The following is an 18,007-nucleotide window of genomic DNA, read 5'->3' as shown; positions in this document are numbered from 1 at the left end:
TACCAGCACCCGAGGGTTCCCGCCCGGCCAGGTGGAACGCCTCACACCCGTACAAGCGTCCCCCTGGGTGAATGGCAGGCGTTTCCCGGCCCCGGGACCGACGGTACGTCACACTCCTTGCCCCGCCGCACGGTAGCCTCGCCATCAACGTGGCCCGCCCGGCCGCGGCCGTTCCGCCCGTTTCCCCGATGTCCCGCTGCCCGGAGGTCCCGGTGACGACACGTGGAGTCCTGTACGTGCACTCCGCGCCGCGCGCGCTGTGCCCGCACGTCGAGTGGGCCATCGCCGGGGTGCTCGGCACACGCGTCAGCCTGGACTGGATCCGCCAGCCCGCCGCCCCGGGCACCTGGCGTTCGGAGTTCTCCTGGCAGGGCGAGGCCGGCACCGCCTCCAAACTGGCCTCCGCGCTCCGCGGCTGGCACCTGATCCGCTTCGAGGTCACCGCCGAGCCCTGCGCCACCGCCGAGGGCGAACGCTACAGCTGCACGCCCGAGCTCGGCATCTTCCACGCCGTCACCGGCATCCACGGCGACATCCTCATCCCCGAGGACCGGCTGCGCGCCGCCCTCCAGCGCTCCCAGCGCGGCGAGACGGACCTGGAGTCGGAGATCTCCAAGCTCCTCGGCAAGCCCTGGGACGACGAACTGGAACCCTTCCGGTACGCGGGAGAGGGCGCCCCCGTGCGCTGGCTCCACCAGGTGGTCTGAGACCTCACCGGCACACGTGAAGGGCCCCCACCGGACGGTGGGGGCCCTTCACGTACGTACGGCCGCCGGTCAGACGGTCCGGAACGCCAGCACCACGTTGTGCCCGCCGAACCCGAACGAGTCGTTCAGCGCGGCGATACGCCCCTCGACGGGCAGCTTGCGGGCCTCGCCCCGGACGATGTCCGCGTTGGCCTCGGCCTCGGGGTCGATGTTCTCCACGTTGATCGTCGGCGGAGCCACCCGGTGGTACAGGGCGAGCACGGTCGCCACCGTCTCGACGCCACCGGCACCACCGAGCAGGTGCCCGGTCATCGACTTGGTCGCGGACACCGCGATGTGGTCGGTGTGGTCGCCGAACACCTTCCGCAGCGCCTTGAGCTCCGCGATGTCACCGGCCGGCGTCGACGTGGCGTGCGCGTTGACGTGCACGATCTCCGCCGGGTCCAGGTCGTTGCGCTCCAGCAGGTTCTGCAGGGCGTGCTGGATGCCGCGCCCCTCCGGCTCCGGCTGCACGATGTCGTGGCTGTCGGCGGAGATGCCCTGCCCGACCGCCTCGGCGTACACCCGCGCCCCGCGCCGGGCGGCGTGCTCGGCGGACTCCAGGACGATCACGCCGGCGCCCTCACCGAGGACGAAACCGTCCCGGGCGATGTCGTAGGGCCGCGAAGCGCCCTGCGGGTTCTCGTTGTTCTTGGACATCGCCATCATGTTGCCGAACGCGGCGATGGGCAGCGGGTGGATCGCCGCCTCCGTGCCACCCGCGACGACGACGTCGGCGCGGCCGGTGCGGATCATCTCGATGGCGTAGCCGATGGCCTCCGCGCCGGACGCGCAGGCGGAGACCGGGGTGTGCACGCCCGCGCGGGCGCCCACGGCCAGACCGACGTTCGCCGACGGGCTGTTGGGCATCAGCATGGGCACGGTGTGCGGGGAGACGCGGCGGACGCCCTTCTCCTTCAGCACGTCGTACTGGTCCAGCAGGGTCGTCACGCCGCCGATGCCGGAGGCGATGACCGCGCCCAGCCGGTCGGGGTCGACGTCGGCGCCCTCACCGGCCTTGGCGTCGAAACCGGCGTCCTTCCAGGCCTCCTGCGCCGCGACCAGCGCGAACTGCGCAGAGCGGTCCAGGCGGCGGGCCTGCGGTCGCGGGATGACCTCGGTCGGCTCCACGGCGACCGGGGCCGCGATACGGACCGCCTGCTCGGCGGCCCACTCCTGCTCCAGGGGCTTGACGCCGGAACGTCCGGCGACCAGGCCCTCCCAGGTAGAGGCCGCGTCGCCACCCAGCGGTGTGGTTGCGCCGATACCGGTGACGACCACGGTGCGATTGGTCGAGCTCACGGGAAATCTTTCTCCAACGGATACGAGGATCAGCGGCGCCACCGCCGGGTGGCGGGGCCGGAGGACCGGCCCTGGCAGGGCCTTTAGGCCTGGTGCTTGAGGATGTAGTCGGTCGCGTCGCCGACGGTCTTGAGGTTCTTGACGTCCTCGTCCGGGATCTTGACGTCGAAGCGCTCCTCGGCGGCGACGACGACCTCGACCATGGACAGCGAGTCGACGTCCAGGTCGTCGGTGAAGGACTTGTCCAGCTGGACGTCCTCAACCGGGATGCCGGCGATCTCGTTCACGATCTCGGCGAGACCGGCGACGATCTCTTCCTGAGTGGCGGCCATGGTGGCGCTCCTTCGTAGATGTTCCAGAGGGTTGGGCGGCCCGCCGCGTCAGCGGCGAGACTTTGCTGTGCCGTACCGGACCGCATGATCCGGCACGGAGTGCCTAGGGGAGAGTAACGACAGTCGCGGCGTAGACGAGACCCGCCCCGAAGCCGATGACGAGCGCGGTGTCGCCGCTCTTCGCCTCGCCGGTCGCCAGGAGCCGCTCCATCGCGAGCGGGATCGAGGCGGCCGAGGTGTTGCCGGTGGTGCGGATGTCACGGGCGACCGTGACGTGCTCCGGCAGTTTCAGGGTCTTCACCATCGAGTCGATGATCCGCACGTTGGCCTGGTGCGGGATGAAGACGTCCAGGTCGTCCGAGGAGATCCCGGCCGCGTCCAGCGCCTGCTGGGCGACCTTCGCCATCTCGAACACGGCCCAGCGGAAGACCGCCTGGCCCTCCTGCGTGATCGCGGGGAACTTCGCGACCGTCCCGTCGCGGTAGTCCGTCCACGGCACGGTCTGCGTGATGGTCTCGGACTTGTCGCCCTCCGACCCCCACACGGTGGGACCGATGGCCGGCTCCTCGGACGGGCCGACCACAACCGCGCCCGCGCCGTCGCCGAACAGGAAGGCCGTGGCCCGGTCCTCCAGGTCGGTCAGGTCGCTCAGCCGCTCCACGCCGATGACGAGCACGTACTCCGCGGAGCCCTCGACGACCATGCCCTTGGCGAGGGTGAGTCCGTAGCCGAAGCCGGCGCAGCCCGCCGAGATGTCGAACGCGGCGGCCCTGGCGGTGCCGAGCTTGTCGGCGATCTCGGTGGCCACGGCCGGCGTCTGCTTGAAGTGCGAGACCGTGGAGACGATCACGGCACCGATCTGCTCGGCGGAGATGCCCGCGTCCGCGATGGCCTTGCCGGCGGCCTCGATGGACATCGCGGCGACCGTCTCGTCCGCCGAGGCCCAGTGCCGGGTCTCGATGCCGGAGCGCGACCGGATCCACTCGTCGGACGAGTCGATCCTCTCGAGGATCACCTCGTTGGGCACGACCCGGGTCGGGCGGTAGCCGCCCACGCCCAGGATGCGGGCGTACGGGGCGCCCTTGCTGGGCTTGATCTTCGCCATGGGGGCTCCTAAGAGGCGCTGTGCTCGGCGATGAGCGCGCGAGCCGCGTCGAGGTCGGCGGGGGTCTTCAGGGCCAGCGTCTTCACCCCGGGCAGGGCGCGCTTGGCGAGCCCGGTGAGGGTGCCGCCCGGACAGACCTCCAGCAGCGCGGTGACGCCGAGCTCCTTGAACGTCTCCATGCACAGGTCCCAGCGGACCGGGTTGGCGACCTGTCCGACCAGGCGCTCGAGCACCTCGGTGCCGGAGGCGACGGACCGGCCGTCCTTGTTGGAGACGTAGGCGACCTTCGGGTCGGCGGGCGCCAGGCCGGCCGCGGCCTGCGCCAGCTTGTCGACCGCGGGCGCCATGTGGTGCGTGTGGAAGGCACCGGCGACCTGGAGCTTGACGACCTTGCGCACGCCCTCGGGCTTGTCCGCCTCCAGCGCGGCGATCTGCTCCTTGGTGCCGGCCGCGACGATCTGGCCCGCGCCGTTGATGTTCGCCGGGGTCAGGCCCAGCTTCTCCAGGTGCGGGACGGTCACCTCCGGGTCGCCGCCGAGCAGCGCGGCCATGCCGGTCTCGGTGATCGCGGCGGCCTCGGCCATGGCCAGGCCCCGCTTGCGCACCAGGGTCAGCGCGGCGGTGTCGTCGAGGACACCGGCGAAGGCGGCGGCGGTGATCTCGCCGACGCTGTGCCCCGCGACCGCCCCCGGGGCGATCTCGGTGATGTCACCGAGTGCCGAGGCGGACAGGATCCCGGCCGCCACGAGCAGCGGCTGGGCCACGGCGGTGTCGCGGATGGTGTCCGCGTCGGCCTGTGTGCCGTAGTGGGCGAGGTCGAGTCCGATGGCGTCCGACCAGGCGGCGACGCGGTCGGCGGCACCGGGCAGCTGGAGCCATTCAGTCAGGAAGCCGGGCGTCTGGGCGCCCTGGCCGGGAGCGACGAGTACGAGCACTCTCACACTCTCTCTTGGGGACGGCCACGGCCGCCCGTGGGGACTAGGACGAAGAACACGAAGGGGTTTTGTGGGGCCCCGACAAAACCCTAGAGCTGAGGATCTCCATCGGCCAGACGCCCCAGGATCAGCGCGATGCGCAGGGTGAACGCCGAGCGTACATCGGACGGCGACCAGCCGGTGACGTCAGTCACACGTCGAAGCCGGTAGCGCACGGTGTTGGGATGCACGAACAGCATGCGGGCGGCGCCCTCCAGGCTGCTGGCCTGCTCCAGATACACGCTGAGCGTCTCCAGCAGCGCGGCCCCGGCCTCCTCCAGCGGTCTGTAGATCTCCTCCACCAACTGCTCGCGGGCCGAGGGGTCCCCGGCGATGGCTCGTTCCGGAAGCAGGTCGTCCGCCAGGACCGGGCGGGGCGCGTCCTGCCAGGCGGAACACGCCTTCAGGCCGGCGGCGGCGGCCTGCGCGGACCGGGTCGCGGCCAGCAGGTCCGGCACCACCGGGCCCGCCACGACCGGCCCCGCCGCGAACGGCCCGATCAGCGACTTCGCCACGGCCAGCGGGTTGTCGCTGCCGCCCGCGATGACCACCAGCCGGTCCCCGAGCACCCCGGTCAGCACCTGGAGCTTGGCGTGCCGGGCGGCCCGGCGGATCGCCTCGACGGTCAGTTCGGAGTCCCCGTCCGGAGCGGTGCCCAGCACCACACACACATGCTCGGGCGAGTTCCACCCCAGGGCGGCGGCCCGCGACACGGCGCCCTCGTCGGCCTCCCCGCTCAGCACGGCGTTCACCACCAGCGACTCCAGCCGCGCGTCCCAGGCACCGCGTGCCTCGGCGGCCTGGGCGTAGACCTGGGCGGTGGCGAAGGCGATCTCCCGGGCGTACACGAGCAGGGCCTCGCGCAGCACGGACTCGTCGCCGGGCGCCGCCACCTCGTCGATGGCCGACTCCATGACCTCGATGGTGGTGCGCACCATCTCCACGGTCTGCCGCAGCGTGATCGCCCGGGTCAGCTCGCGCGGCGCGGTGCCGAAGACGTCGGTGGAGATGGCCTGCGGGGCGTCCGGGTGCCGGAACCACTCGGTGAAGGCGGCGATACCGGCCTGTGCGACCAGCCCGATCCAGGAACGGTTCTCCGGGGGCATCGCCCGGTACCAGGGCAGCGTCTCGTCCATCCGCGCGATGGCCTGCGCGGCGAGCGATCCGGAGGACTTCTCCAGCCGCTTCAGCGTCGCGGAGTGCGGATGGACGTCGTGGGCCGCGGCTTCGTTCTTGCTGGGTTCTGGTTCGGGCACGGGACAAGACTGCCTTATCGGGACGGCGGTGCGCGCCGCCGGGTCTACGGTGGACCACGTGATGGACGTACGGCGCGCGGACGAGCGCTACCGGGGCGGTGATCCGGCGGCCGGCATCGAGACCTGGCACGCCTTCTCCTTCGGCCCCCACTACGACCCGGACAACCTCCGCTTCGGGGCGGTCATCGCCTGCAACGAGGAGCACCTGGCGCCCGGCGCCGGCTTCGACGAGCACCCGCACAGCCACACCGAGATCGTGACCTGGGTCGTCGAGGGGGAGCTCACCCACCGCGACTCCACCGGCCACGAGTCGGTGGTGCGGCCCGGCGACGTGCAGCGCCTGAGCGCCGCGGCCGGCGTCCGGCACGTCGAACGCAACGACGGCCCGGCGCCGCTGACCTTCCTGCAGATGTGGCTGGCCCCCCGCGACCCCGGCGGCGAGCCGTGCTACGAGGTCGTCCGCGGCATCGCCGACTCCACCCCGTACGCCCTGCCCGAGGCGGGCGCGGTGCTGCACGTGCGGCGCCTGGCGGCGGGGGAGCGGACGGCGGTGCCGGACGGGGCGTACGTGTACGCCCACGTCGTGCGCGGGGAAGTACGCCTGGACGGCGAGCGGTTGGGGCCGGGCGACGCGGCCCGGGTCACGGACGCGAAGGACCTGCAGGCGCAGGCCGTGACGCGGGCCGAGCTGCTGCTGTGGGAGATGTCCTAGAGCTCCGCGAGCACCGCGTCCGTGAACGCCGGCCACGCCTCGATCGCCCAGGGCCCGAACGCCCGGTCCGTCAGCGCCACGCACGCGGCCCGCGCGTCCGGGTCGATCCACAGGAGCGTACCCGACTGCCCGAAATGCCCGAAGGTGCGCGGTGAGGAGGACGCGCCCGTCCAGTGCGGCGACTTGGCGCCGCGGATCTCGAAGCCGAGTCCCCAGTCGTTCGGGTTCTGGTGCCCGTAGCCGGGCAGGACGCCCTTGGTGCCCGGGTACTGCACGGTCATCGCCGCGGCGACGGTCCGCGGGTCCAGCAGCCGCGGCGCCTGCACCTCGGCCGCGAACCGCAGCAGGTCCTCGACGGTGGACACCCCGTCCTTGGCGGGGGAGCCCTCCAGCGTCGTGGACGTCATGCCCAGCGGCTCCAGCACCGCCTGCCGCAGGTACTCCGGGAACGGGATGTCCGTCGCCTTCGCGAGGTGGTCGCCCAGCTGCTCGAACCCGGCGTTGGAGTACAGCCGCCGCTCGCCGGGCGGGGCCGTCACCTTGTGCTCGTCGAAGGCCAGCCCCGAGGTGTGCGCGAGCAGGTGCCGTACGGTCGCGCCCTCGGGCCCGGCCGGCTCGTCCAGCTCGACGGCGCCCTCCTCGTAGGCGACGAGCACCGCGTAGGCCGCGAGGGGCTTGGTGACCGAGGCCAGCGGGAAGCGCCGGCCGACCGGGCCGTGGGTGCCCAGGACCGTGCCGTCCGCCCGTACGACACCCGCCGCAGCGGTGGGAACCGGCCAGTTCTCGATCAGTGCGAGGCTCTTCAGCGACATGCTGCCGAGCCTATGTGCTCCCGGGGACAGGTCCAGCAAGGGGTGGGGCCCGGGCCGGCCGGCATCCTGCCGATTTCTTACCGTCGGCGCTTGCTTGGAGTGCGCTCCAAGGTCCTAGCGTTGAGGCCATGACGGTGACGGAGCCCGAGACCACCACGACGACTGCCAGGACCGACACCTGCGCCGGCCCCCGGCCGCAGAACCGCCGCCCGGACGGCCAGGACAAGTACACGATCAGCGAGGTCGCCGCCCTCACCGGCCTGACGGCGCACACCCTGCGCTGGTACGAGCGCATCGGGCTGATGCCGCACATCGACCGCTCCCACACCGGGCAGCGGCGCTACACCAACCGCGACCTCGACTGGCTCGACCTGGTCGGCAAGCTCCGGCTGACCGGCATGCCGGTCGCGGACATGGTCCGGTACGCGGAACTCGTGCGCGAGGGCGACCACACCTACCACGAGCGGTTCGAGCTGCTGAAGGCGACCCGGGAGGACGTGCTGGCGAGAATCGCCGAACTCCAGGGCACGCTCGCCGTGCTCGACCGCAAGATCAGTTTCTACGCGGACGCCGGGCGTGCCCTGGCGTCGGAGAGGTCCCGATGACGGACGGCAAGATCCCGACGGCGAAGCTCGGCAACGACGGCCCGGAGGTGGGCATCCAGGGCCTCGGCTGCATGGGCATGAGCTTCGCCTACGGCCCCGCGGACGCGGACGCCTCACGGGCCACCCTGGAACGGGCGCTGGAACTCGGCGTCACCCTGTACGACACGGCGGACGCCTACGGCTCGGGGGAGAACGAGCGGTTCCTCTCCCCGTTCTTCAAGGCGCACCGCGACGAGGTCGTCATCGCCACCAAGTTCGCCCTGTCGATCCCCGAGGACGACCCGACGAAGCGGATCATCCGCAACGACCCGCCCTACATCCGCCGGGCCGTCGAGGCGAGCCTGAAGCGCCTCGACGTCGAGGTGATCGACCTCTACTACATGCACCGGCGCGACGAGAACGTGCCGATCGAGGAGAGCGTCGGCACGATGGCCGACCTGGTCCGCGAGGGCAAGGTCAAACACCTGGGCCTGAGCGAGGTCACGGCCGACGAGCTGCGCGCCGCGCACGCCGTCCACCCCATCGCCGCCGTGCAGTCGGAGTGGTCGCTGTTCAGCCGGGACATCGAGGCGAAGGTCGTCCCCGCGGTCCGTGACCTGGGCGTGGCGCTCGTGCCGTACTCACCGCTCGGCCGGGGCTTCCTGACGGGCTCCTTCGTCAACGCCGAGACGGACCTGACGGCCGATGACTTCCGCCGCCATCAGCCCCGCTTCACCGGCGAGAACGCGGCCGCCAACGCGGCCCTGCTGGAGCGGGTCCGCGCCGTCGCCGAGCACCACGGCGCGTCCCCGGGCCAGATCGCCCTGGCATGGGTCCAGCAGCAGGCACGGGTCCACGACCTGCCGGTGATCCCGATCCCGGGCACCCGCAAACCGGCCCGAGTGGAGGAGAACGTGGCCGCGACGGGCATCACGCTGACGGAAGAGGACCTGGCCCTGCTGGAGCCGATAGCGCAGCAGGTGGCGGGCGACCGCTACGCGGACATGCGGTTCACCTCGGCCGGCCGCGAGTAGGTCAGAGTTCCGCCAGCAACTCCGCCTTCTTCACCGAGAACTCCTCGTCCGTCACCAGCCCGGCCTGGTGCAGCTCCCCGAGATGACGGATGCGCTCGGCGATGTCGGCGGGGTCGCGGCGGGGCGCCGCCGCCGGGACCGCGGCCACCGGGCCGCGGTCCCGTACGGCCGCCAGGACCGCCGCCGCGAACGGCAGCGACTCGTGCACCGGCCCGTACCCCAGCCCGAACACGACAGCAGCCGGATCCTGGTCCGGCTGCACGCGCGGCGCGGCGTCCGCGTCTCGCCGCAGCACCCGCAGATGTCCCTCGAACATCTCGGGGGAGCGCCACTCCACCCCGCTGAGGTCGGTGACCGCGAAACGCTGGTCGCCGGCCTTCCACTTCGCCGACGACGCCCCGGTCCAGAACCACCGGAAGGCCACCGACGTCCCGTCGAAGGACGCCTTGCCGTCGTACGCCTTGAACGACAGCGGCCCCTTCGGCGCCTGAACCAGGAAGCGTTCGGCCGGCCCCGACGCGGTCAGCCGCGCGCGCAGTTCGTCGGCGTAGTACTCGGCGAGCACCTCCCGCTCGGCGGGCAGCACCAGCCGGTACGGGTCGCAGGCCTCCTTCAGCTGCCCGGCCGCCGCCTCCATCAACGGGTCGGCGCCCGGCCGCGGCTCGGCCCGCAGGACGACGGTCCCCCGCTTGCCCGGCGTGAGCGTCACCCCGGCGATCGCCTCCAGCGGAACACGTCTCTCCCCGAGCGCCTGGAAGAGCTTGGGTGTTCGCATCCCCCCTTCGTAGCGGATGAGCACGGAGTCGGAGTCGAACTCCCAGGCGGCATGAAATCCGGCCAGTACGTCACCCATGCGGCTCATCGTATGCGGCACGTGCTTTTCCGTCCCCTCCCCGCGCACACCGCAGTTTCTCCCGCCTCTACGCGCGTCCGGCCGTCGGCGTGCCGGACAAACCGGCGTGGCAGACGTCGTCCTCGCGCGCGCAGTGCACCGCGTCGTACGCGCCGACCCCGATCTCGGCGAAGTTCGCCAGGCTCTGCGTGCCGGGCACGAAGTAGCCGCTGTGCCCCTCGGCGCCCCGCGCCGACAGCACCCGCGCCCCGAACCCGGAGGACACCGGGTCGGCCCCGTGGCCGAACCCGCCGAGTTCCAGGTACGGCACGTCCTGGATCCAGTCGTCGGCGTCCCGCATGGCCCACACATGGGCGCCGGTGCGCAGGTGGGAGGCCTTCTCGACGCGCATGCCGGGGCTGCCGGCCACCGCGATGTCGGCCACCCGGCCCGGCAGGGCGCGCGCGGCGAGCCCGCACACCACGGAGCCGTAGCTGTGGCAGAACAGCGAGACGGGGGCCGTGCCGGGCAGTCCGCGCAGCATCGCGTTGAGGCGGACGGCACCGACCTCGGCCCGCATCGCCGTGGCCGCGTCCATGCCGAGCCCGCTGGGTGCCGTGTAGTCGGCCCAGGCGATCACGGCCGTCCGGGTCGCCGGGCTCGCGGCGCGCTCGGCGGCGTACAGGGCCTCGGCCATGCCGACCGGCGCCGAGTAGCGGCGGTAGGTGCGCTGGAAGGTCAGCAGGTCGGTGTCGACGCCGGGCACGACCACGGAGACCCGTTCGGCCCTGCCCAGGTCGCCGAACACCTCGGCGATCCGGCCCGACCCGTCCGGGTCGAAGGCGAGGATGTGGCGGCCGGGGCGCATCAGCGCCGCGAAGCGGTGCATACGGCGGCCCGCCTGCTGCTGCCCGGCCGGGGTGAGGCTGGTGTCACGCATCCGCTTGAGCTCGACCTTGCGGGCCTGGCCGAGCGCGATCCGGTTGGCGCGGTAGCGCAGCTCGACCGGGGCGCCGTTCATGTTGCCGACCGCGAGCGGGTAGCGGCGGGCGAGAAAGGCGCGCTGGCTGTCGGTCAGGGAGGCGAAGAACCGGGTCAGCCGGGCGGGGTCGGTGTCCGGGTCCGGCAGCCGGTGCCCGTCGATACGGCCGTGCTGCCAGGCACTGAGCGAGGCCTGGAGCGGTGTCGCGCTGCGCTGGGTGCGCAGCGCGGTCCAGCCGGTGGTCGCCAGCATCACGAACACCACGGCCAGGGCGAGGAGCGCGCGCCAGACGTTCAGCTGCGGGGAGGAGGTGTCGAAGGAAGTCACTGAAAGGACACACTAGGAGAACGAGAGGGTCTCGCGTTAACCAAGTGACGGGGATCACGTTTCGTGTGAGGTGATCGGGGTTCAGTTCGGACGCCAGTCCTCCGCCAGCGCCGGGCCCACCTGGTCGAGGTGGGCGGTCAGCAGCGCGCGCATCGCCTCGAGGCTGAAGTCGTCCCCGGTGGACCACATCCGTTCCGTGACACGGATCACCCCGCCGAAGCAGGCGACCAGGATCCGCGGGCGCGGATCGGCGTCCACGTCCAGGCCCTCCCGGTCGGCGATGATGCGGGCGAGCTGCTCCTCCAGCTCCGCCGAGCGCCGCAGATGGGCGGCGAGCAGCGCGGGAGTCGACTCGATCACCCGGTACACGCGCATGTGCAGCTCGATCGGCACCAGCCGCTCGACGGCCTCGTTGATGGCGTCCCAGCTGCCCAGCACGGCCTGGCGCAGCGCCTGAAGCGGGCCTTCGCCGGGCGGGCGGGCCCGTACGGCCGCGACGATCTGCGACTCCGCGAGCCGCGGGACGAAGAAGGCCACCTCCTCCTTGCTGGCGAAGTAGCGGAAGAAGGTGCGCTGCGAGACGTCGACCGCCTGGGCGATGTCGTCGACGGTGGTCTCCTCGTAGCCGCGCGTGGCGAACAGTTCGAGGGCGGCCCGCAGCAGGGCGTCCCGGGTGCGCTGTTTCTTGCGTTCGCGCAGGCCCAGGACCCTGTGCTCGCCGTCCGCCGTCTTCAAAGGTTTCCTCTCCTCCGCACTGTTTCCCCAGTTCAGGCTATAGGGGGATGTCGTGTCAGTAACCGACTAGTGAATTGGTTTGTCAATTGTCAGCGGCTGTCACTAGCCTCGAACACATGACTAGTCAGACCACCATCGACTCGGCGGGCCCGGGGGACGGGGCCCCGGCCGCCTCGTCGGAGGCGACGCCGGCCAAGGGCATGCGCGGCCACCCCTGGCTCACCCTGATAACCGTCGCCGTGGGGGTCATGATGGTGGCCCTCGACGGCACCATCGTGGCCATCGCCAACCCGGCCATCCAGAAGGACCTCGGCGCCACCTTCGCCGAGGTCCAGTGGATCACCAACGGCTACTTCCTCGCTCTCGCGGTCTCCCTGATCACCGCGGGCAAACTCGGCGACCGCTTCGGCCACCGGCAGACCTTCCTCATCGGCGTCGTCGGCTTCGCCGCCGCCTCGGGCGCCATCGGCCTGTCCGGCAGCATCGCGCTGGTCGTCACCTTCCGGGTCCTGCAGGGCCTGTTCGGCGCGCTGCTGATGCCGGCCGCGCTCGGCCTGCTGCGGGCCACCTTCCCCGCCGAGAAGCTCAACATGGCCATCGGCATCTGGGGCATGGTCATCGGCGCCTCCACCGCGGGCGGCCCGATCCTCGGCGGTGTCCTGGTCGAGCACGTCAACTGGCAGTCGGTGTTCTTCATCAACGTGCCGGTCGGCATCCTCGCCGTCGTCCTCGGCGTGCTGATCCTGCTCGACCACCGCGCCGAGAACGCCCCGCGCTCCTTCGACCTCCTGGGCATCGCCCTGCTGTCCGGCGCGATGTTCTGCCTCGTCTGGGCGATCATCAAGGCTCCCGACTGGAGCTGGGGCGACGGGAAGACCTGGACGTTCATCGGTGCCTCGGCGGTGGGCTTCGCCCTCTTCGCCTTCTGGGAGACGAAGGTGAAGGAGCCCCTGGTCCCGCTCGGGCTGTTCCGTTCCATCCCGCTCTCCGCCGGTGTGGTGCTGATGGTTCTCATGGCCATCGCCTTCATGGGCGGCCTGTTCTTCGTGACGTTCTACCTGCAGAACGTGCACGGCATGGGCCCGGTCGACGCCGGCCTGCACCTGCTGCCGCTCACCGGCATGATGATCGTCGGCTCCCCGCTCGCGGGCGCGCTGATCACCAAGCTCGGTCCCCGTGTCCCGCTGGCCGGCGGCATGGCGCTCACCGCGATCGCCATGTACGGCATGTCCACGTTGCAGACGGACACCGGCAGCGGCGTCATGTCCGTCTGGTTCGCCCTGCTCGGCCTCGGCCTCGCGCCCGTCATGGTCGGCGCCACCGAGGTCATCGTCGGCAACGCGCCCATGGAGCTGTCCGGTGTCGCCGGCGGTCTCCAGCAGGCGGCGATGCAGATCGGCGGCAGCCTCGGTACGGCCGTGCTGGGTGCCGTGATGGCCTCCAAGGTCGACAACGACCTCGCGGGCAACTGGAAGGACGCGGGGCTTCCGCCGCTGACGCCCGAGCAGCAGCACCAGGCCGCCGAGGCGGTCCAGGTCGGTGTCGCGCCGGTGGCCAAGGGCACGCCCGAGGCGATCGCCGCGAAGATCACCGAGGTGGCGCACGACACCTTCATCTCCGGCATGAGCCTGGCCTCGCTCGTCGCGGCGGGGGTCGCCGCCGTGGCCGTGCTCGTCGCGTTCCTCACCAAGCGCGGGGAGAACGCCGAGGCGGGCGCGGGCGTCGGGCACATCTGACGCCCCGTCCGGTCGGCGGACCCGTTCGCCCATCAGGGTGAACAAGGCGGCCGATCCCTCCCCTCCGGCGGCGCCGCAGGTCACAGTGGGTCACGTCCTCCGCAGGGCATGGGAGGACGGTCGCTGCGGCGCGCTGCTGGAGGGGGGCAGCGCGCAGGCAGCGCCCTCTCCGCAAAGCGGCAGGCTTAAGGACCTCAGCGGGGGTACTCGCCACCCGAACCCCGAACGAACCCAACTCGACACGGGGTTCAAGGGAGTTGATGATGGCGAGCTTCGGACACGGAACGCGCAGGCACCCCCGCTCACGTGGCCGGACGTGGTCACGGACCGGGCCGGATCGCGCGACGCTCGGAATCATCGGAGTCATCTGCGCGGTCGCCGGATTCTTCGTGCTGGGGATCATCCTCGGCCCTGTGGCGATCGTCTGCGGCTGGCTCGCCATGGGCCGCAGCTGGGCGGGCTCCCGCCCGGTGACGGCCGTGGTCGCCCTGGTTCTGGGCGCCATCGACACGCTCCTGGCCGTCATCTGGCTCGCAGGGGCGACCACTCCGGGCAACGGACTGCTGTTCTGACCCGGGCAGGCAGGTGACGGGCCTCCGGCGGTGCGGCCGGGGGCCCGCCTTCCGTCCGGCCGGCCCAGCCCCGCGGGCAGTCGGGCTACTCGACCCGCTCGGACTTCAGCGCCGCCACCTCCGCGCGCAACGCCCGCACCTCCTCGGCCAGTTCCCGGATCGCCTGGGTCTGCCGCCGCTCCTCCATGTCGTCCTTCTCGAACCGCGCGATGAACCACGCCGCGATGTTCGCGGTCACCACACCGAGCAGCGCGATCCCGGACAGCATCAGCCCGACCGCCAGCATCCGCCCGAGCCCGGTCGTCGGCGCGTGGTCCCCGTACCCCACCGTCGTCATCGTGGTGAACGACCACCACACCGCGTCACCCAGCGTCCGGATGTTCCCCTCCGGTGAGTCCCGCTCCACCGACAGCACCGCCAGCGACCCGAACATCAGCAGCCCGACCACCGACCCGGCGACATACGTCGTGAGCCGGATCTGCGACGCCATCCGTGCCCGCTGCCCGACCAGCAGCAGCGTCGACACCAGCCGCAGCAGCCGCAGCGGCTGCACCAGCGGCAGCACCACGGCCGCCAGGTCGAGCCAGTGCGTCCTAACGAAGTCCAGGTGCCGCTCGGCGAGGACGAGCCGGGCGAGGTAGTCGAGGGCGAAAGCCCCCCACACGACCCACTCCACCGCCGTGCACACCTCGACGACGTCCCGGCCCGCGTCGGGCCGGACGATCGGCACGGCGTAGGCGACGGCGAAGGCCAGGGCCAGGCCGAAGAGCGGCCGCTGTGTGTGGTGTTCCCAACGGGCTTGGGCCGACTGCTGCTGCATGGCCGAATCGTAGGAAACGTGAAGGGGTGGTGCAGCCGGCGCGTTCGGGCCGGTGCACCACCCCTTGACAGCGGCGTGTGCTACGCGTCGCCGCCCGCCACGCCCGGGTCGGCCGCCGACACGTCGAGCAGCTGGTAGCGGTCGATGGCCTGCTTGAGGACCGACCGGTCGATCTTGCCCTCCCGGGCCAGCTCGGTGAGCACCGCCACCACGATCGACTGCGCGTCGATGTGGAAGAACCGGCGGGCCGCGCCCCGGGTGTCGGCGAAGCCGAAACCGTCCGCGCCGAGCGACTGGTACGTCCCCGGCACCCAGCGCGCGATCTGGTCCGGAACCGACCGCATCCAGTCGGAGACAGCCACGAACGGTCCCTGCGCGCCGGCCAGCTTCCGCGTCACGTACGGCACCCGCTGCTCCTCCTCGGGATGCAGCAGGTTGTGCTCCTCGCAGGCCACCGCGTCGCGCCGCAGCTCGTTCCAGGAGGTCGCGGACCACACGTCGGCCTTCACGTTCCACTCCTCGGCGAGGATGCGCTGCGCCTCGATCGCCCAGGGCAGGGCCACGCCGGACGCCATGATCTGCGCCGGGATGGAGCCCGCCGTGCCCTCGCTGAAGCGGTAGATGCCCTTGAGGATGCCCTCGACGTCCACGTTCTCCGGCTCGGCCGGGTGCTGGATCGGCTCGTTGTAGACGGTCAGGTAGTAGAAGACGTCCTCGCCGTGCGGGTGCTCCTCCGAGCTGCCGTACATCCGGCGCAGACCGTCCTTGACGATGTGCGCGATCTCGAAGCCGAACGCCGGGTCGTACGCCACGCACCCGGGGTTCGTCGAGGCCAGCAGCTGGGAGTGGCCGTCCGCGTGCTGGAGGCCCTCACCGGTCAGGGTCGTACGTCCCGCGGTCGCGCCCAGCACGAAACCGCGCGCCAGCTGGTCGGCCATCTGCCAGAACTGGTCGCCGGTGCGCTGGAAACCGAACATCGAGTAGAAGACGTAGACCGGGATCAGCGGTTCGCCGTGCGTGGCGTAGGCCGAGCCCGCCGCGATCAGGGAGGCCGTGCAGCCCGCCTCCGAGATGCCGTCGTGCAGCATCTGGCCCTGCGGCGACTCCTTGTAGGCGAGCAGCAGGTCGCGGTCGACCGCCTCGTACTGCTGGCCCAACGGGTTGTAGATCTTCGCGCTCGGGAAGAACGAGTCCATGCCGAAGGTGCGGTACTCGTCCGGCGCGATCAGCACGAACCGCTTGCCGATCTCCTTGTCCCGCATGAGGTCCTTGAGGAGACGGACAAAGGCCATGGTCGTCGCGATGGACTGCTGACCGGAGCCCTTCTTCACGGTCGCGTACGTCTTGTCGTCGGGGAGGGCCAGCGGCTTGGACCGCACCACCCGGGTGGGCACGTACCCGCCGAGGCTCCTGCGGCGGTCGTGCATGTACTGGATCTCCTCCGAGTCCCGGCCCGGGTGGTAGTACGGCGGCAGGCCGGACTCCAGCTCCTTGTCGGAGATCGGCAGGTGCAGACGGTCCCGGAAGCGCTTGAGGTCGTCGACCGTCAGCTTCTTCATCTGGTGGGTGGCGTTGCGGCCCTCGAAGTTCGGGCCCAGCGTCCAGCCCTTGATCGTCTTGGCCAGGATGACCGTCGGCTGGCCCTTGTGCTCCACGGCCGCCTTGTACGCCGCGTAGATCTTGCGGTGGTCGTGACCGCCACGGCCCAGGTGCAGGATCTGGTCGTCGGTCATGTTCTCGACCATCGCGCGCAGCCGGTGGTCGTCGCCGAAGAAGTGCTCGCGGATGTAGGCCCCGGACTCGGTGGCGTACGTCTGGAACTGCCCGTCCGGCGTGGTGTTCATCTTGTTGACCAGGATGCCGTCCCGGTCCTGCGCGAGCAGCGGGTCCCAGGAGCGGTCCCAGATCAGCTTGATCACGTTCCAGCCGGCGCCCCGGAAGACCGACTCCAGCTCCTGGATGACCTTGCCGTTGCCGCGCACCGGGCCGTCGAGCCGCTGGAGGTTGCAGTTGACCACGAAGGTCAGGTTGTCCAGCCCCTCGCGGGCGGCGAGGGTGAGCTGGCCGAGCGACTCCGGCTCGTCCATCTCGCCGTCGCCGAGGAAGGCCCACACGTGCGACTTCGAGGTGTCGGCGATCCCGCGCGCGTGCATGTAGCGGTTCATCCGCGCCTGGTAGATCGCGCCGATCGGGCCCAGGCCCATCGACACCGTCGGGAACTCCCAGAAGTCCGGCATCAGCCGCGGGTGCGGGTAGCTGGAGAGCCCGTACGGCGACTTGGACTTCTCCTGGCGGAAGCCGTCCAGGTGCTGCTCGGTCAGCCGGTCCAGCAGGAACGCGCGGGCGTAGATGCCCGGCGAGGCGTGCCCCTGGAAGAAGACCTGGTCGCCGCCGTCGCCCTCGTCCTTGCCGCGGAAGAAGTGGTTGAAGCCCACGTCGTAGAGCGAGGCGGAGGAGGCGAAGGTGGCGATGTGGCCGCCGACGCCGATGCCCGGGCGCTGGGCCCGGGACACCATCACGGCCGCGTTCCAGCGGGTCGCGTTGAGGATCTTGCGCTCGATCTCCTCGTTGCCCGGGAAGAACGGCTCGCTCTTGGTGGGGATGGTGTTGACGTAGTCCGTGCTGCGCATCTCGGGCACGGCCACGCGCTTCTCGCGGGCCCGCTCGATCAGCCGCAGCATCAGGTAGCGGGCCCGCTCCCGGCCGCGCTGGTCCACGGCGGCGTCGAGGGAGTCGAGCCACTCCTGGGTCTCTTCGGGATCGAAGTCAGGAACCTGACTCGGAAGGCCGCCAATGATGATCGGGTTGCGATCGGATGCGGAAGCCACGCTGTTCCTTACCTGTCTAGAGCCGCTGTTCGGGTGTGCCTGCACCGTTCCCCATCGTGTACCTCGGGGCGGCAAACGTCACCTCTACTGGGCGGTAACCAGGGCCGGTGGCCCACAGACGATTCCCAAACGTGCAAAGAGGGCAGAAAGGTGTGGTGTGCGTCACCTCGGCCCATGATGGGTGTGCAGGGAGTTGCGGTGACACGGCCTGGATCGTCACCGTTTCGGCGGTCTGAACGGCCGGGTACTTGCGCGATCCGTCCCGCCCGTGTGGACTACGGCCAATGCTTCGCGCACGCGCGTGGCTGAGATATTTCC

At 71.1% G+C, this 18,007-nt stretch carries 17 protein-coding genes; 6 read left to right on the top strand and 11 right to left on the bottom strand.

What is annotated here, in order from left to right:
* Positions 1-212: 212 nt before the first annotated feature.
* Positions 213-707 carry a DUF3145 domain-containing protein gene (locus AB0K80_RS00815; protein ID WP_365664434.1) on the top strand — a complete coding sequence of 165 codons (495 nt, stop codon included), beginning with the start codon at positions 213-215 and terminating at the stop codon, positions 705-707.
* A 69-nt stretch (positions 708-776) separates the two neighbouring features.
* Here the strand turns inward: AB0K80_RS00815 and fabF are convergent, their stop codons facing one another.
* From fabF to fasR, 5 genes are all read right to left on the bottom strand, one after another.
* Positions 777-2,048: a beta-ketoacyl-ACP synthase II gene (fabF, locus tag AB0K80_RS00810; RefSeq protein WP_365664432.1), complete on the bottom strand. Its 1,272-nt coding sequence runs from the start codon at positions 2,046-2,048 to the stop codon at positions 777-779.
* 83 nt (positions 2,049-2,131) lie between these two features.
* Positions 2,132-2,380: an acyl carrier protein gene (locus AB0K80_RS00805; protein WP_030341284.1), complete on the bottom strand. Its 249-nt coding sequence runs from the start codon at positions 2,378-2,380 to the stop codon at positions 2,132-2,134.
* Between the two features lie 103 nt (positions 2,381-2,483).
* Complete coding sequence (locus AB0K80_RS00800; protein WP_365664430.1) at positions 2,484-3,485, bottom strand: ketoacyl-ACP synthase III; 1,002 nt, start codon at positions 3,483-3,485, stop codon at positions 2,484-2,486.
* 8 nt (positions 3,486-3,493) lie between these two features.
* The gene (locus tag AB0K80_RS00795) at positions 3,494-4,420 is read right to left on the bottom strand and encodes an ACP S-malonyltransferase (RefSeq protein ID WP_365664428.1); all 927 of its coding nucleotides are present in this window, start codon (positions 4,418-4,420) and stop codon (positions 3,494-3,496) included.
* Between the two features lie 89 nt (positions 4,421-4,509).
* Positions 4,510-5,715 (bottom strand): fatty acid biosynthesis transcriptional regulator FasR, encoded by a 1,206-nt coding sequence (gene fasR / locus AB0K80_RS00790; protein WP_365664426.1) that lies wholly within the window; start codon positions 5,713-5,715, stop codon positions 4,510-4,512.
* A gap of 61 nt (positions 5,716-5,776) precedes the next feature.
* Here fasR and AB0K80_RS00785 point away from each other — a divergent pair, with 61 nt between their 5' ends.
* A complete protein-coding gene (locus AB0K80_RS00785; protein ID WP_365664934.1) occupies positions 5,777-6,427 on the top strand; it encodes a pirin family protein in 651 nt (216 codons plus the stop codon).
* On the opposite strand, the gene AB0K80_RS00780 is transcribed toward AB0K80_RS00785, so the two are convergent.
* Positions 6,424-7,239 (bottom strand): serine hydrolase domain-containing protein, encoded by an 816-nt coding sequence (locus AB0K80_RS00780; RefSeq protein WP_365664424.1) that lies wholly within the window; start codon positions 7,237-7,239, stop codon positions 6,424-6,426. The genes AB0K80_RS00785 and AB0K80_RS00780 overlap by 4 nt on opposite strands.
* A gap of 128 nt (positions 7,240-7,367) precedes the next feature.
* Between AB0K80_RS00780 and AB0K80_RS00775 the strand changes: the two genes are divergently transcribed.
* Positions 7,368-7,844 carry a MerR family transcriptional regulator gene (locus AB0K80_RS00775; RefSeq protein ID WP_365664422.1) on the top strand — a complete coding sequence of 159 codons (477 nt, stop codon included), beginning with the start codon at positions 7,368-7,370 and terminating at the stop codon, positions 7,842-7,844.
* Positions 7,841-8,857 carry an aldo/keto reductase gene (locus AB0K80_RS00770; RefSeq protein ID WP_365664420.1) on the top strand — a complete coding sequence of 339 codons (1,017 nt, stop codon included), beginning with the start codon at positions 7,841-7,843 and terminating at the stop codon, positions 8,855-8,857. Before AB0K80_RS00775 ends, AB0K80_RS00770 begins: the two co-directional genes overlap by 4 nt.
* 1 nt (position 8,858) lies before the next feature.
* Here the strand turns inward: AB0K80_RS00770 and AB0K80_RS00765 are convergent, their stop codons facing one another.
* From AB0K80_RS00765 to AB0K80_RS00755, 3 genes are all read right to left on the bottom strand, one after another.
* The gene (locus tag AB0K80_RS00765; protein WP_365664932.1) at positions 8,859-9,719 is read right to left on the bottom strand and encodes a DUF4429 domain-containing protein; all 861 of its coding nucleotides are present in this window, start codon (positions 9,717-9,719) and stop codon (positions 8,859-8,861) included.
* Between the two features lie 58 nt (positions 9,720-9,777).
* Positions 9,778-10,998 (bottom strand): alpha/beta hydrolase, encoded by a 1,221-nt coding sequence (locus AB0K80_RS00760; RefSeq protein WP_365664418.1) that lies wholly within the window; start codon positions 10,996-10,998, stop codon positions 9,778-9,780.
* An 81-nt stretch (positions 10,999-11,079) separates the two neighbouring features.
* Positions 11,080-11,733, bottom strand: a complete 654-nt coding sequence (locus AB0K80_RS00755; protein WP_365664416.1) for a TetR family transcriptional regulator — start codon at positions 11,731-11,733, stop codon at positions 11,080-11,082.
* Positions 11,734-11,849: 116 nt separating this feature from the next.
* On the opposite strand from AB0K80_RS00755, the gene AB0K80_RS00750 reads away from it, so the two are divergent.
* Both AB0K80_RS00750 and AB0K80_RS00745 read left to right on the top strand, forming a co-directional pair.
* Positions 11,850-13,469, top strand: coding sequence for an MFS transporter (locus AB0K80_RS00750; RefSeq protein WP_365664414.1), 1,620 nt, complete (start codon positions 11,850-11,852; stop codon positions 13,467-13,469).
* Between the two features lie 260 nt (positions 13,470-13,729).
* Positions 13,730-14,041 (top strand): small hydrophobic protein, encoded by a 312-nt coding sequence (locus AB0K80_RS00745; RefSeq protein WP_365664412.1) that lies wholly within the window; start codon positions 13,730-13,732, stop codon positions 14,039-14,041.
* An 85-nt stretch (positions 14,042-14,126) separates the two neighbouring features.
* Here the strand turns inward: AB0K80_RS00745 and AB0K80_RS00740 are convergent, their stop codons facing one another.
* On the bottom strand, positions 14,127-14,861 hold the full coding sequence (locus tag AB0K80_RS00740) for a potassium channel family protein (RefSeq protein WP_365664410.1): 735 nt from the start codon (positions 14,859-14,861) through the stop codon (positions 14,127-14,129).
* A gap of 80 nt (positions 14,862-14,941) precedes the next feature.
* Positions 14,942-17,689, bottom strand: coding sequence for a pyruvate dehydrogenase (acetyl-transferring), homodimeric type (aceE, locus tag AB0K80_RS00735; RefSeq protein ID WP_365664408.1), 2,748 nt, complete (start codon positions 17,687-17,689; stop codon positions 14,942-14,944).
* Positions 17,690-18,007 lie beyond the last annotated feature (318 nt).

This window comes from Streptomyces sp. NPDC052682 (genome assembly GCF_040678435.1).
Lineage (GTDB): Bacteria > Actinomycetota > Actinomycetes > Streptomycetales > Streptomycetaceae > Streptomyces.
Note: the sequence above shows the minus strand (reverse complement) of the source record. Positions and strands in the feature narration are given on the sequence as shown.